The sequence below is a fragment of the Propionivibrio sp. genome, assembly GCF_047602565.1.
Lineage (GTDB): Bacteria > Pseudomonadota > Gammaproteobacteria > Burkholderiales > Rhodocyclaceae > Propionivibrio.
This window is the reverse complement of sequence record NZ_JASGGX010000001.1, coordinates 1,562,890-1,576,368: the sequence shown is the minus strand read 5'-3', so window position 1 is coordinate 1,576,368 and position 13,479 is coordinate 1,562,890. Positions and strand designations below refer to the sequence as shown.

Below are 13,479 nucleotides of genomic sequence, written 5' to 3'. Positions count from 1 at the left end.
GCCTCCCTTCCGCGGGCATTCGCAACCCCGCGCAACCTCCTTGATCCATCGACGGCATGGCGCTTTTCACTCTCGGCATCAACCACCGCACGGCGCCGCTCACGGTGCGCGAGCAGGTGGCGTTTCACGCCGAGGAACTGCGCCTGGCGCTGGGCGACCTGGCCGGCAGCGGGCGGGTGCTCGAAGCGGCCATCCTGTCAACCTGCAACCGCACCGAACTGTATTGCCAGGCCGACGATCCGCGCGCCGCGGCGAGCTGGCTCTCGGAATACCGGCACGTGCCCCTGCGCGAGATCGAGCCCTACCTGTATACCCACCCCGACCGCGAGGCGGTGCGCCATGCCTTCCGGGTGGCCAGCGGGCTCGATTCGATGGTGCTCGGCGAGCCGCAGATCCTGGGCCAGATGAAGGAGGCGGCGCGCATCGCGCGCGAGGCCGGTGCGCTCGGCACCACGCTGAACAAGCTGTTCCAGCAATCGTTCTCGGTGGCCAAGGACGTGCGCTCGGGCACCGCCATCGGCGCCAACATCGTGTCCATGGCCGCGGCGTCCGTGCACCTCGCCGAACGCATCTTCGGCAGCATCGCCGAGCAGAACGTGCTGTTCATCGGCGCCGGCGAGATGATCGGCCTGTGCGCCACGCATTTCGCGGCGCAGAACCCGAAGCGCATCGTCATCGCCAACCGCACTGTCGACCGCGGCCGGGAACTCGCCGAGAAATGCGGCGGCACGGCCATCCGCCTGGAGGACGTGGCCGAGCGCTTCGCCGAATTCGACATCGTCGTCTCCTGCACGGCCAGCCAGCTGCCGATCATCGGACTGGGGCTGGTCGAGCGGGCCGTGCGCGCGCGCCGGCACCGGCCGATCTTCATGGTCAACCTGGCGGTGCCGTGCGACGTCGAACGCGAAGTCGGGCAACTCGACGACGTCTTCCTCTACACGGTCGACGACCTCGCGCAGATCGTCGAGTCCGGGCGCGAGTCGCGGCAGTCGGCGGTGAGCGAGGCCGAGGCCATCGTCGACCTGCGCGTGGACGACTTCCTGCACTGGCTGCAGACGCGCGAAAGCGTGCCGCTCATCCGGGTCCTGCGCGACAACGCCGAGCGCGTGCGCCGCCACGAGATGGAGCACGCCCTCAAGCTGCTGGCCCGGGGCGAGGCGCCGGCCGCCGTGCTCGAACAGCTGTCGCACCGCCTGACCAACAAATACCTGCATGCCCCGACGCAGGCCCTGAACCAGTCCGAGGGCAACCGCGGCGAGCTGCGCGCGCTGGTGGCCAAGCTGTTCAACCTGCATCACGACCCGCACTGACGATGAAACAAAGCATTCGCGACAAGCTGGAGAGCCTGGTCGGCCGGCTCGACGAACTCGACCGCATCCTGGCCAGCGGCGAGGCCACGCGCGACCTGGACCAGTTCCGCCGGATGACGCGCGAACACGCCGAAGTCGGCCCGGTCGTCGCGCTGTACAAGGAGTGGCAGCAGGCCGAGGCCGATCTGGCGTCGGCGCAGGACATGCTGGCCGACCCCGAGATGAAGGAGCTGGCCGAGGAGGAAGTGCGGGCGGCGCGGGACCGCCTGCCGGCGCTCGAACTCGAACTGCAGCGGCTGCTGCTGCCCAAGGACGCCAACGACGAACGCAACGTCTTCCTGGAAATCCGCGCCGGCACCGGCGGCGACGAATCCGCGCTGTTCGCCGGCAGCCTGTTCCGCATGTACACGCGCTACGCCGAGCGCCGGCGCTGGCAGGTCGAGGTGGTCTCGGCGAGCGAGGCCGAGCTCGGCGGCTACAAGGAAGTCATCGCGCGCATCGCCGGCGCCGGCGTGTATTCGCGGCTCAAGTTCGAATCCGGCGGCCACCGCGTGCAGCGCGTGCCGGAGACCGAGGCGCAGGGGCGCATCCACACCTCGGCGTGCACCGTCGCGGTGATGCCCGAAGCCGACGCGCTCGAAGACGTGCAGATCAACCCGGCGGACGTGCGCATCGACACCTTCCGCGCCTCCGGCGCCGGCGGCCAGCACATCAACAAGACCGACTCGGCGGTGCGCATCACCCACCTGCCGACCGGCATCGTCGTCGAATGCCAGGACGGCCGCTCGCAGCACCAGAACAAGGCGCAGGCCATGGCGGTGCTGGTCGCGCGCATCCGCGACGCGCAGGAGCGCGAGCAGCACGCCCGGATCGCCTCGACGCGCAAGAGCCTGATCGGCAGCGGCGACCGCTCCGAGCGCATCCGCACCTACAACTTCCCGCAGGGCCGGGTGACCGACCACCGCATCAACCTGACGCTGTACAAGATCGACGCGATCATGGACGGCGACCTCGACGACGTGATCGACGCCCTGTCCACCGAGCACCAGGCCGAGCAGCTGGCCGCGCTGGCCGATGCCGGATGATTGCCGCCGCGCGGCGGCGCGCCTGGGCGAGGCGTGGCGTCAGGCCGGCGGGAGCATCGGGCGGCTCGACGCCCGGCTGTTGCTGGAACACGTCTGCGGCTGCACCCACGCCGACCTGATCGCGCACCCCGAACGCGCCATGACGCCGGCCGAAGCCGCGCGTTTCGCCGAGCTCGCCGCGCGCCGGGCGGCGGGCGAGCCGCTGGCCTATCTCGTCGGCAGCGCGTGGTTTGGCGGCCTGGAGTTCGCGGTCGGCCCGGCGGTGCTGATCCCGCGTCCCGAGACCGAGCTGCTGGTCGATCTCGCGGCGCAGGCGCTGGCGGCGCGGGGCCTGGACGCGCTGCGCGTCGTCGACCTCGGCACCGGCTCCGGCATCGTCGCGGTGCTGCTCGCGCGCCGCTGTCCGCGCGCCGCGGTGACGGCGGTCGACGTCTCCGCCGCCGCGCTCGACGTGGCGCGGGCCAACGCGGCGCGGCACGGCGCAACGGTGCGCTTCCTGCAGGGCGACTGGTACGCGCCGCTCGGCGATGAGCGTTTCAACCTCGTCGTCTCCAATCCGCCGTACGTGGCCGACGGCGATCCGCACCTCGCGCTGAACGGCCTGCCGTTCGAGCCGCCGCACGCGCTCACCGACGGCGTCGCGGGCGGCGACGGGCTGGCCTGCCTCCGCCGCATCGTCGCCGGGGCGGCGGCGCACCTGGCGCCCGGCGGCGGGCTGCTGGTGGAACACGGCTACGATCAGGCGGTCGAAGTGCGCAAGCTGCTGGAACGGGCCGGTTTCCTGGAAACGGCCTCGTGGCGGGACGACGCGGGCATAGAGCGGGTCAGCGGCGGCCGGCGGCCCGCCTGAAATTTTTCTTTTTTACGAGAGGTTCTTTCACATGGACGTACAGGAAATCATCAGGGAACAGGTAACCGGCCATCCGGTGGTGCTTTACATGAAGGGCACGCCGCGCGCGCCGATGTGCGGCTTCTCGGCCACCGCGGTGCAGATCCTGCAGGCCTGCAACCTGCCGCTGTTCTTCAGCGTCAACGTGCTCGAGGAGCCGGCGATCCGCGAAGGCATCAAGGCCTTCTCCGACTGGCCGACCATTCCGCAGCTCTACGTGCGCGGCGAGTTCGTCGGCGGCTGCGACATCATGCGCGAGATGTACCAGAGCGGCGAGCTGCAGCAACTGCTCGAAGGGCTGGCGGCTCCGGACTGAGTTTGTCGCGGCGGCAGGGCCATCGCACGCATGCGGAACGCCTCGACTCCTCCCCCTTCAAGGGGGAGGCCGGGTGGGGGATGGGGTATTCGGTGCGGGAATTCCTGCTGTTTGCCGACACTTCCCCCATCCCCACCCCGGCCCTCCCCTTGAAGGGGAGGGAGTGCACCGAGCGGCGCCCCGTCTGCGGCCGCGTTTTCCGCGCTATCATTCCCGGATGCCGACAATCGCCGCCTTCCTCCTGTTTTTCCTGACTTTTTTCGCGCTCGACGGATGCGCGACGAAAGTCGGCGCCGGTGGCCAGAAGGAAACGCGCTTCGAGCCGCGCTACCTGGCGAAGACGGAAATCGACCGGGTAATCGACGCCAACCGCGCCGAAGTGATGGCCGGACTGCGCCGGGTGGCGGAAAAACTCTACCGGCGCAATCCGGGGGAATGGAAAAAATCCGGCCAGCCTAGCCTAGACGCGGCGGTCAGCCGCCTGTTCTCGGGCCGCACCGATTTCCCCGAACTCGGCGGGCGCCGCGAGGGCGCCGCCGCGCTGTACGCCTTCAGCGCCGACTATGCCGGCGATCGCGTGCTGGCCGTGATGGCCGGGCTGATCGGCATGGTCGACGCGGCCTTCGAACACAAGGACGATTTCTACGTGCTGGACGCCCTCGACGAGCAGAAACTCTACAATTGCGCGCGCAACGTCGAGATCGCCGTGTGGAAGATGTCCTCGACGCGCACTCCGGGCGGGCAGGCGCTGCTGGCCTCCAACGAGCTCGACCGGAGCAACCCCAACCTGAGCTTCGAGCGCGAGTTCGGCCGCGTTATCGGTCTGCTCGACTTCATGTCCAAGATCGTCGCCGACCGGCACGGCCGCTCGATCACGCGGCTGACCCAAACTGTCGCCACGGCGGTCTTCCTGCCCGTCGGTGCGCTGGGAATCAAATGAAATCCATCGTCATCCTCATCTCCGGACGCGGCAGCAACATGGCGTCGCTGATCGACGCCGCGGCCGCCGGCACGCTGCCCGTGCGTGTGGCCGCCGTGCTGGCCAACCGTCCCGCCGCGCCGGGCCTCGAATTCGCCGCGGCGCGCGGCATTCCGACGCGGGTCGTCGACCACGCCCGGCATGCGGGGCGGGACGCCTTCGACGCCGCCCTGGCCGAGGCGATCGACGCCTTTACGCCCGACCTCGTCGTCCTCGCCGGCTTCATGCGCATCCTCGGCGACGGCTTCGTGGCGCGCTACGCCGGCCGGCTGATCAACATCCATCCGTCGCTGCTGCCGGCCTTTCCCGGACTGCACACGCACCAGCGCGCGCTCGACGAAGGCGTGCGCATCCACGGCTGCACGGTGCATTTCGTCACGCCGGCGCTGGACCACGGCCCGATCATCGCGCAGGCCGCCGTGCCGGTGCTCGACGGCGACGACGCGGCCAGCCTCGCGGCGCGCGTGCTGGCGCAGGAGCACCGCCTCTACCCGCTGGCCGTGCGCTGGTTCGCCGAAGGCCGCCTGCGCCTCGCCGGCGGGCGCGTCGAGCTGGCCGCCGGGCAGGACGCGGACGGCTGCCTGATTTCGCCCGCCCTCCGGGAGCGCCGCTAGCGGCATGGGCCGTATGCCCGTCGCGCTCTTCCTCGCCTTCCTCGCCTCGCTCGGCCTGCACGCCGCCGCGCTGTTCGGGCCGGAGATCGACCTGGCGCCCGAACCCGAGGCGCCCGCGCTGGTCGCCGAACTGCGCCCCGCGCCGGAGCCGTCCAAGGTCCAGCCGCCCGCGCCCTCGCCGCGCGAGGCGGAGCTCCGCCCCGCGCCGCGCAAGGCGGAACCCGCGGCACGGACGCCCTCCGCCAGCCGGCCCGCGGCGCCCCGGCCGCGCATCCTGGCCGTGCCCGCCGCGCCGGAATCCTCCGCGCCCACGGTACAAGCGCCCGTGGAGTCCCCGCCGCCGGCGCCGGACGGCGCAGGCGCGGCCGGTCCCGCTGCGCCGGATGCCGCGCGCAGCGGCAGCCCGGCCGCGCCGGATACCGCGGCGGCCGGGCCGTCCGAACAACGCCTGCCGCCGCGCGGCAGCATCCGCTTCCGGGTGGATCGCGGCGACTCGGGGTTCGAGATCGGCGTCGCGCGCCAGGAATGGGAACTCGACGGGGACCGCTATCGCCTGTCCTCGTCGGCCGAGACGACGGGGCTGGCGTGGTTGCTCCGCTCGGTCAGCTTGGAAATGGAGAGTGTCGGGCGCGTCACGGCGCGCGGCCTGCGGCCGGATGCCTTCGGCGTCCTGCGCGACGGGCGCCTCGGCCGCGAGCGGGCGCTGTTCGACTGGGAAACCATGCGCCTGCGCATCGGCGACCGCAGCGAGCACGCGCTCGAACCGGGCACGCAGGACCTGCTGTCGGTCTTCTACCAGCTCGGCTTCGCCGACCTCGCGCCGGGCGGGACCGCCGCGCTGCCGCTCGCCACGGGCAAGAAATACGCGGTCTTCCGCGTCGAATACCTGGGCGACGAGGACATCGAGATTCCGCTGGGCGCCCTGCGCGCCCGCCACCTGCGGCTGCCCGGCGAGACCACCACCGAGATCTGGCTGGCCTACGATTACCGGCTGCTGCCGGTTAAAATTCGCCACATCGACAACAAGGGCGGCGTGTACGTGCAGTCGGCCACCCAAATCCTGCTGGAACAATGACATGCGTTTTTCCCCTGCCGTCCTGAAGCACGCCGAGGCGCTGCTCGCCGAGCTGCTGCGCTCGCCGTTCGCCGCGGATGCGGTCGTCTCCCGCTATTTCCGCCAGCATCGCGAGCTCGGCCACAAGGATCGCGGCTTCATCGCCGAGACGGTGTACGCGGTGCTGCGCCGCAAACGCTCGCTGTCGGCGCGCTGCCTCGACGAGGTCGTCTCGCGCCGGCTGGTGCTCGCCGCGCTGGCCTTCGGGCAGGGCCTGAACCGGCGCGAGCTGGAACCGGTGCTGAGCGAAACCGAGGCGAAATGGCTGGGGCAGGCCAAGGCCGTCCGCCTCGACGAACTGCCGGCGGCGGTCCGCCTCGACCTGCCGGACTGGCTGTTCGACGCGCTGGCCCGCCAGTTCGCGGCGGACGAGCTGGAAAAACTGGCGACCAGCCTCAACCAGCCGGCGCCGCTCGACCTGCGGGTGAACACGCTCAAGGCCGGGCGGGAGGCCGTGCTGGACGGACTGCGCGCGGACGGCATCGAGGCGGAGCCGTGCCGCTTCTCGCCGCTCGGCATCCGGCTGGCCGGCAAGCCCTCGCTGGCGCGCCAGCCGCTGTTCCTCGACGGCGGCATCGAGGTGCAGGACGAAGGCAGCCAGCTGCTCGGCTTCCTGCTGCAGCCCAAACGCGGCGAGATGGTCGCCGATTTCTGCGCCGGCGCGGGCGGCAAGACCCTGCAGCTCGGCGCCATGATGCACTCGCAGGGGCGGCTGTACGCCTTCGACGTGGCCGAGAAGCGGCTGGCCAGGCTCAAGCCGCGCCTGGCCCGCTCCGGGCTGTCCAACGTGCACCCCGCGCGCATCGATTCGGAACATGACGTCAAGATCAAGCGGCTGGCCGGCAAGCTGGACCGCGTGCTGGTCGACGCTCCGTGTTCGGGCCTCGGCACCCTGCGCCGCAATCCCGACCTGAAATGGCGCCAGACGCCGGAGAGCGTCGCGGAGCTGGCCGCCAAGCAGGCCTCGATCCTGCGCGCGGCGGCGGGGCTGGTCAAACCGGGCGGGCGGCTGGTTTACGCCACCTGCAGCCTGCTCGACGCCGAAAACGACGGCGTGGTCGACGGCTTCCTCGCCGAACATCCCGAATTCGCGCCGGTGTCCGCGCAAGACGTGTTGAGCGGGCAGGGCATCGCCGTCGAGACCGGCGCGCGCCTGCGCCTGGCGCCGCACCGGCACGGCACGGACGGTTTCTTTGCCGCGGTCATGGAGCGTCGATGAGCGAGAAAAAAATCTTCGCCCTGCTCAATCATCTCTGGGGCGACCTCAATTCCGTCGAGTTCTACTGGCTGCTCGGCGCGTTGGCGGCGATTCTCGGCATCTCCTGGTGGCTCGCCTACCGCCTGCGGCGCAACAGCCACGCGCACGTCCTGAATGGGCACAACGCGCTGCTCGCCTTCGGCGCGGGCAGCATCAAGCGCATCGCCTTTCCCCTGATCGCGCTGATCCTGGCCGGGGTGCTGCGCCGCGTCCTCGAACATCTCGGCGTCGGCCATCTGGCGCTGCTCAGCGTCGCCTCCCTGCTGCTCGTCTCGTGGGTCCTGGTGCGCATTTTCGTGTACGTGCTGCGCGGCGTGTTTCCGCACGGCAGCTTCCTGCGCAACTTCGAACGCTTCGCGGCCTTCGTCATCTGGGGCGGCATGATCATCGAGATGACCGGCCTGTCGGACGACGTCATCGAAGGGCTCGAACAGGTCTCGTTCAGCGTCGGCCGGCAGCGCCTCGATCTGTGGACGCTGCTGCACGGCTCGGTGACCGTCTGCGTCACGCTGCTCGCCGCGCTGTGGGTCGGCAGCGTGATCGAGCGCCGCCTGGCGGCGGTGCGGGAAATGGACGCCAACCTGCGCGAAGTGCTGGCCCGGCTGGCCAAGGCGCTGCTGTCGGTGATCGCCCTGCTGCTCAGCCTGTCGCTGCTCGGCATCGACGTGACCGCGCTGTCCGTCTTCAGCGGCGCCCTGGCGGTCGGCCTGGGCCTCGGCCTGCAGCGCATCGCCAGCAACTACGTGAGCGGCTTCATCATCCTGCTCGACCGCTCGATCCGGCTCGGCAACCTGGTCGCGCTCGACGACAAGACGACCGGCACGGTGACCCGCATCACCACGCGCTACACCGTGCTGCGCATGCTCTCGGGCACGGAGGTGATCATTCCCAACGAATATCTGGTGGGAAACATGGTGCGCAACCTGTCGTTCTCGGACAACCGCATCCGCGTGGCGACCACCGTCGGCGTCGCCTACGATACCGACGTCGAGCACGCCATGAATCTCATGGTCGAGATCGCGAGGACGCACCGGCGCGTCCTCGCCGATCCGGCACCGGGCGTCATGCTCACCGAATTCGCCGACAGCAGCATCATGCTGGAGCTCGGCTTCTGGGTCGGCGATCCCGAACTGGGAACGGGCGGCGTGCGTTCGGACATCAACCTCGAAATCCTGCGCGTCTTCCGCCGGGAAGGCATCTCGATTCCCTTCCCGCAGCGCGAGGTGCGGATGCTGCCGAACGCGCCGGAGGAGACGCGCCCGGCGCCGGCCGCGCCCGCCTGACGCGATTCCGCCTCGCCGCCGCGCAGGCAAAAAAAATCCCGAACCGGTGTGGTTCGGGACATAAATCCCATCGTTGCGATGGGTCAGGGAGGGTCAAACATTGCCAGCGGGGGACGCTGAAGCAACGCTTGCAGTATAGGGAAGGCGGGCCCGCCGGTCTGTTGGCCTTGTGCGGCGTTTGCGTGACGGACTGTAACGGTTCCGGAAGCTGCGCGCGGCGCTCAATGGCGCCATTTTTCCGTCCGGTTGGCGTGTTTCCAACAGCGGACGGCGTACCACACCAGCGTGCACGGGACGGCGATCAACAGCGCTTTGAAGAGATTGAGGCGGCCTTCGCTCAACAGGTCCCAGGCGAGAATCCCGACGAAAATGCCGATGCCCTCGGCGAGGGGAAATTTCGTCGGCCGGGAAGATGCTGGTCTCAAGCTTGCGTTTTCCTGGCCGGTTGCGGGGTACAGGGAACGGCGACGCTATGGGCCGGACCGGTGGAACGGTCGCCGGCGTCCTGGCGGGACGTGCTCTTGGCGCGAAGCAGGGGAGGTTGAAAGCGCGGGAGCATGCCAGGATTCTCCATCGGACTTATCAATGAGGCGGAAACTATAGTCAGCACCAAAAAGGCTGTCTTTGGCGCTTTCGTCAGGATTGTGTGACGCTTTGTAACAGGGGCCAGCTCAGGGTGAAGCGCGCGCCGCCGATCGGCGAATCGTCGGCGAAGGCGGTGCCGCCGTGCTGTTCCATGACCAGCCGGACGATCGCCAGGCCCAGGCCGTAGCCGCCGGTGGTGCGGTCGCGCGAGCGGTCCAGCCGGATGAACGCGGTGAACACGCGCTGGCGTTCGTCGGGCGGGATGCCGATGCCGTCGTCGTCGACGTGCACGCGGATGTTCCTGCCCACCACCTCGGCGCTGACCACGATGCGCTTCTTGGCGTATTTGAGGGCGTTGCGCAGCAGGTTGGTGATGGCGTACGGCATGCTCTTCAGGTCGAGCTCGACGCACTGTCCGGCCGGCAGCGCGCTGGTGTCGATCGACAGTTCCAGGTTGCGCGAGAGGATGCGCAGCGAGTCGACCTCCTCGGTCAGCCAGGTGGCGAACTCGATCGATTTCAGGTGGGGCTCCGGCTGCTCGCGCTCGAAGCGCGAGTAGGCCAGGCTGGATTCGATCAGTTCGTCGAGTTCGTCGAGGTCCTCCTCCATCATCTGCCACAGGCGTTCGCGCTCTTCCTTCTCCGGCGTTTCGGCCAGCATTTCGAGGGCGAAGCGCATGCGCGAGATCGGCGTGCGCAGTTCGTGCGAGATGGCGCTGGACAGTTCCTTCTGCGAGGCGATCAGGCGCTGGATGCGCTCGGCCATGCCGTTCATCGTTTCGGTCAGCAGGTCGAAGGCGCTGCTCTTGGCTTCCGGCGCGCGCCGCTCGAAATGCCCTTCGCCGAGCGCCCGCGCGGTCTTGCGCAGGGCTTCCAGGTCGCGCCAGAAGGGGCGCACCCAGAACCACACCGCGACCGCCACGAACAGGCCGATCAGGCTCCAGGTGAGCAGCCGGATGCGCAGGTCGAAGGGCATGGCGCGCGGCCGGTCCGAGTTGGCGTCCGGGGTGAAGGGGCCGACCACCAGGATCTGCGGCGTCTGTTTCAGCCGGTGATAGATGATGTCGCCGTCGGAGTCGACGACCAGTTCGCCGGCGTCGAGCTTTTCCGCCTGCTTGGGCTTGAGCTTGAGCGACCAGCGGTTGACGATGTTCAGGCGGTACGAGAACTGCGAGTCGAGCTCCTTGATCAGCGTCGACCATTCCGAGCGCGGCTTCTGGAACAGCGCGTCCTCGATCAGCACGATGGTGCCGCGCATGAAGCGGCTGGTGTAGTCGTCGGTGATGCCCTTGAGCGCCGACGAGATGACGAAGTCGGCGACGAAGGCGACCACCACGAACGAGCCCATCACCAGCAGGTAGAAGCTGAGGAACAGGCGCGACAGGCTGTAGCCGCCCCGCCACGGGGTGTGCTTGTAGCGGCCGAAGATGTTGAGCAGGCTGCTGCTGCGGCTATTGCCAGTCATGCTTGCTGAACAGGTAGCCCTTGCCGCGCACGGTCTTGATTCGGGTGGGGTTTTCCGGGTCGTCGCCGAGCTTGCGGCGCAGCCGGGAGATGCGGGCGTCGATCGACCGGTCGAGGCCGTCGAAGCCGATGCCGCGCAGCTGCTGCAGCAGGTCGTCGCGCGACAGGATGCTGCCCGCATGCAGGGCGAGCAGCCAGAGCAGGTCGAACTCGGCGGTGGTCAGGTCGATCGTCTCGTCGCCGAGGTGCGTGCTGCGCGTGGCCTGGCTGATGCGGAAGTTGCCGAAGGAGAGTTCCGCCGCTTCGCTGTTTTCGCCGGGGGCGTCCGCCGTTTCGGACGGCGCCGGCGTGCGGCGCAGCAGGGCCTTGATGCGCGCCAGCAGCAGGCGCGGCTGGACGGGCTTGGCCAGGTAGTCGTCGGCGCCCAGTTCGAGGCCGAGGATCTGGTCGAGGTCCTCGTCGCGCGCGGTGAGCATCAGGATCACGCCTTTGTAGCGGGCGCGCACCGAGCGGCAGACCTCGAAGCCGTCCTTGCCCGGCAGCATGATGTCCAGGATCACCAGGTCCGGGTCGTCGCTCAGGATGCGCGTCTCCGCGGTATCCCCGCGCGCCTCGATGGTGACGTCGAAGTCGTTCTTCTGCAGGTATTCGGCCGTCAGCTTGGCCAGGCGGTCATCGTCCTCGACCAGCAGGATGCGTGTTTTCATGGCGTAGTGGAGACGTTGCGGCAACGAAGGGTAAATAACGGAAGAATGATACTCGATGATCGGCGCGGGCGGCCAACCCGCCGCGATCCGCGCGATGGAGCGCCGGCCGGCCTGCTAGAATCTGCCGTCGATCGGGCCATGGGATGAACGCATGCGTATTTCGGACAGAGGGATCTTCGGCGGGCTGGCCGCCGTGTCGCTGGGGCTGCTGGCCGGCGGGCTGGCGCTGGGCGAGGCGTTTCGCCTGCAGCCCTGCTACTGGTGCAACTTCCAGCGTTTCCTGTACATGGTCCTGGCCTGTGTCGGGCTGGCCGGGGCGCTGCTGCCGAGGTGGCGCCGGCCGTGGGCGCTGCTGGCGGCGCTGGCGGCGCTGGGCGGCGTGCTGGCGGCCGGCGAGCAGAGCTGGATGCAATATGCGCCGCAAAACGCGGTCGAATGCGGTTTCGGCGATCCGACGCTGGTCGAGCGGCTGGTGGACTGGCTGGGGAGCGTGTGGCCGTCGATGTTCATGGTGACCGGCCTGTGCAAGGACAAGGACTGGGTGTTTCTCGGGCTGTCCCTGGCGAACTGGTCGGGGGTGTGTTTCTGCGTGCTGTTCGGCGTGTCGCTCTGGGCGCTGTTCCGCCGGCCGGTACGGTAATCGACGGGTTTCCGGCGGCCGTTTTTTCGTGAGCTTCCCCCGTGTTGACGGCGCGGGGTTTCGGTATCATATCGTGCTTTTTTCCGGTTCTGTTTTCCTGCGAGGAGACCATCGATGAAGATGCGTTCCATGGGGTGCAAGCGGCTGGCCGTCCTGGCCGCCGTCATGCTGGCCGCCGGCGCCGCGACGGCGCAGGAGGCGGGAGTCCTGAACATCTACAACTGGGCGGACTACATCGCCCCGGACACCATCAAGAATTTCGAGAAGGAAACCGGGATCAAGGTCCGCTACGACATCTTCGACAGCAATGAATCGCTGCATGCCAAGCTGGTCGCCGGCAATTCGGGCTACGACGTGGTCGTGCCCGGCTCGCATTTCGCCAAGCAGCAGATCGCCGCGGGCCTGCTGCAGAAGCTGGACAAGAGCAAGCTGCCCAACCTGAAGAACCTCGATCCGGCGATCCAGGCCCAACTGGCCAAGATGGACCCGGGCAACGAGTACCTGGTCAACTGGCTGTGGGGCTACACGACGGTCGGCATCAATGGGGACAAGGTCAAGCAGGCCCTCGGCGGCACGCCGCTGCCCGACAACGCCTGGGACCTGGTGTTCAAGCCGGAATATGCCTCCAAGCTGAAGAAGTGCGGGGTGTCGATCCTCGATTCGGCCTCGGAGGTGATGCCCATCGCCCTGCATTACATCGGCAAGAATCCGTACAGCACGGAGCAGGCGGATTACACGGAGGCCGGCAAGATGCTCAAGGCCGTGCGTCCCCACGTGACGCGCTTCGTCGGTTCGGGCTCCGACTACATCGACCAGCTGGCCAAGGGCAGCATCTGCGTCGCGCTGGGCTGGTCCGGCGACATCATGATCGCCTCCAACCGGGCCAGGCAGAACAAGACCGGGCAGAACGTCCAGGTGCTGGTGCCGAAGAGCGGCGGCCTGCTGTTCTTCGACGTGATGGCCATCCCCAAGGACGCCAAGAACGTTAACAACGCGCACAAGTGGATCGACTACATCATGCGTCCGGAAGTGCACGCCAGCCTGACCAACACGGTCTTCTTCGCCAACCCGAACAAGGCCTCGCTGAAGTTCGTCAAGCCGGAGATCGCCGGCAACAGCGCGGTGTTCCCGTCGGCCGCCGTGCTCGAAACGATGCTGGCGCCCGGCGTTCCCGACCAGGCGACCCGGCGCATCATCACGCGGACCTTCACCAACTTCAAATCCAACCGATAGCGC

At 68.6% G+C, this 13,479-nt stretch carries 14 protein-coding genes; 11 read left to right on the top strand and 3 right to left on the bottom strand.

What is annotated here, in order from left to right; genetic code table 11:
- Nucleotides 1-56: 56 nt before the first annotated feature.
- The 9 genes from hemA to QM701_RS07230 all read left to right on the top strand — a co-directional run bounded on the left by hemA (nucleotide 57) and on the right by QM701_RS07230 (nucleotide 8,848).
- Complete coding sequence (gene hemA, locus QM701_RS07270; RefSeq protein WP_415166422.1) at nucleotides 57-1,310, top strand: glutamyl-tRNA reductase; 1,254 nt, start codon at nucleotides 57-59, stop codon at nucleotides 1,308-1,310.
- Nucleotides 1,311-1,312: 2 nt separating this feature from the next.
- Nucleotides 1,313-2,395, top strand: coding sequence for a peptide chain release factor 1 (prfA, locus tag QM701_RS07265; RefSeq protein WP_415166421.1), 1,083 nt, complete (start codon nucleotides 1,313-1,315; stop codon nucleotides 2,393-2,395).
- Entirely contained in the window at nucleotides 2,385-3,245 is an 861-nt protein-coding gene (gene prmC, locus QM701_RS07260; RefSeq protein ID WP_415166420.1) for a peptide chain release factor N(5)-glutamine methyltransferase, read from the top strand. Before prfA ends, prmC begins: the two co-directional genes overlap by 11 nt.
- Before the next feature lie 31 nt (nucleotides 3,246-3,276).
- The gene (gene grxD, locus QM701_RS07255) at nucleotides 3,277-3,600 is read left to right on the top strand and encodes a Grx4 family monothiol glutaredoxin (protein ID WP_415166419.1); all 324 of its coding nucleotides are present in this window, start codon (nucleotides 3,277-3,279) and stop codon (nucleotides 3,598-3,600) included.
- A gap of 217 nt (nucleotides 3,601-3,817) precedes the next feature.
- The gene (locus QM701_RS07250; protein WP_415166418.1) at nucleotides 3,818-4,540 is read left to right on the top strand and encodes a hypothetical protein; all 723 of its coding nucleotides are present in this window, start codon (nucleotides 3,818-3,820) and stop codon (nucleotides 4,538-4,540) included.
- The gene (purN, locus tag QM701_RS07245; protein ID WP_415166417.1) at nucleotides 4,537-5,193 is read left to right on the top strand and encodes a phosphoribosylglycinamide formyltransferase; all 657 of its coding nucleotides are present in this window, start codon (nucleotides 4,537-4,539) and stop codon (nucleotides 5,191-5,193) included. Before QM701_RS07250 ends, purN begins: the two co-directional genes overlap by 4 nt.
- 13 nt (nucleotides 5,194-5,206) lie before the next feature.
- Nucleotides 5,207-6,268: a DUF3108 domain-containing protein gene (locus QM701_RS07240; RefSeq protein WP_415166416.1), complete on the top strand. Its 1,062-nt coding sequence runs from the start codon at nucleotides 5,207-5,209 to the stop codon at nucleotides 6,266-6,268.
- Between the two features lies 1 nt (nucleotide 6,269).
- On the top strand, nucleotides 6,270-7,526 hold the full coding sequence (locus QM701_RS07235) for an RsmB/NOP family class I SAM-dependent RNA methyltransferase (RefSeq protein WP_415166415.1): 1,257 nt from the start codon (nucleotides 6,270-6,272) through the stop codon (nucleotides 7,524-7,526).
- The gene (locus tag QM701_RS07230; protein WP_415166414.1) at nucleotides 7,523-8,848 is read left to right on the top strand and encodes a mechanosensitive ion channel family protein; all 1,326 of its coding nucleotides are present in this window, start codon (nucleotides 7,523-7,525) and stop codon (nucleotides 8,846-8,848) included. Before QM701_RS07235 ends, QM701_RS07230 begins: the two co-directional genes overlap by 4 nt.
- Before the next feature lie 221 nt (nucleotides 8,849-9,069).
- On the opposite strand, the gene QM701_RS07225 is transcribed toward QM701_RS07230, so the two are convergent.
- The 3 genes from QM701_RS07225 to QM701_RS07215 all read right to left on the bottom strand — a co-directional run bounded on the left by QM701_RS07225 (nucleotide 9,070) and on the right by QM701_RS07215 (nucleotide 11,603).
- Nucleotides 9,070-9,273, bottom strand: a complete 204-nt coding sequence (locus QM701_RS07225) for a hypothetical protein (protein WP_415166413.1) — start codon at nucleotides 9,271-9,273, stop codon at nucleotides 9,070-9,072.
- Nucleotides 9,274-9,484: 211 nt separating this feature from the next.
- Entirely contained in the window at nucleotides 9,485-10,897 is a 1,413-nt protein-coding gene (locus QM701_RS07220; RefSeq protein ID WP_415166412.1) for an ATP-binding protein, read from the bottom strand.
- The gene (locus QM701_RS07215) at nucleotides 10,884-11,603 is read right to left on the bottom strand and encodes a winged helix-turn-helix domain-containing protein (RefSeq protein WP_415166411.1); all 720 of its coding nucleotides are present in this window, start codon (nucleotides 11,601-11,603) and stop codon (nucleotides 10,884-10,886) included. The genes QM701_RS07220 and QM701_RS07215 overlap by 14 nt, the downstream gene beginning before the upstream one ends.
- Nucleotides 11,604-11,754: 151 nt before the next feature.
- Here QM701_RS07215 and QM701_RS07210 point away from each other — a divergent pair, with 151 nt between their 5' ends.
- Together QM701_RS07210 and QM701_RS07205 are read left to right on the top strand one after the other, a co-directional pair.
- Nucleotides 11,755-12,243, top strand: a complete 489-nt coding sequence (locus QM701_RS07210; protein ID WP_415166410.1) for a disulfide bond formation protein B — start codon at nucleotides 11,755-11,757, stop codon at nucleotides 12,241-12,243.
- A gap of 114 nt (nucleotides 12,244-12,357) precedes the next feature.
- Nucleotides 12,358-13,476, top strand: coding sequence for a polyamine ABC transporter substrate-binding protein (locus QM701_RS07205; RefSeq protein WP_415166409.1), 1,119 nt, complete (start codon nucleotides 12,358-12,360; stop codon nucleotides 13,474-13,476).
- Nucleotides 13,477-13,479: the final 3 nt, after the last annotated feature.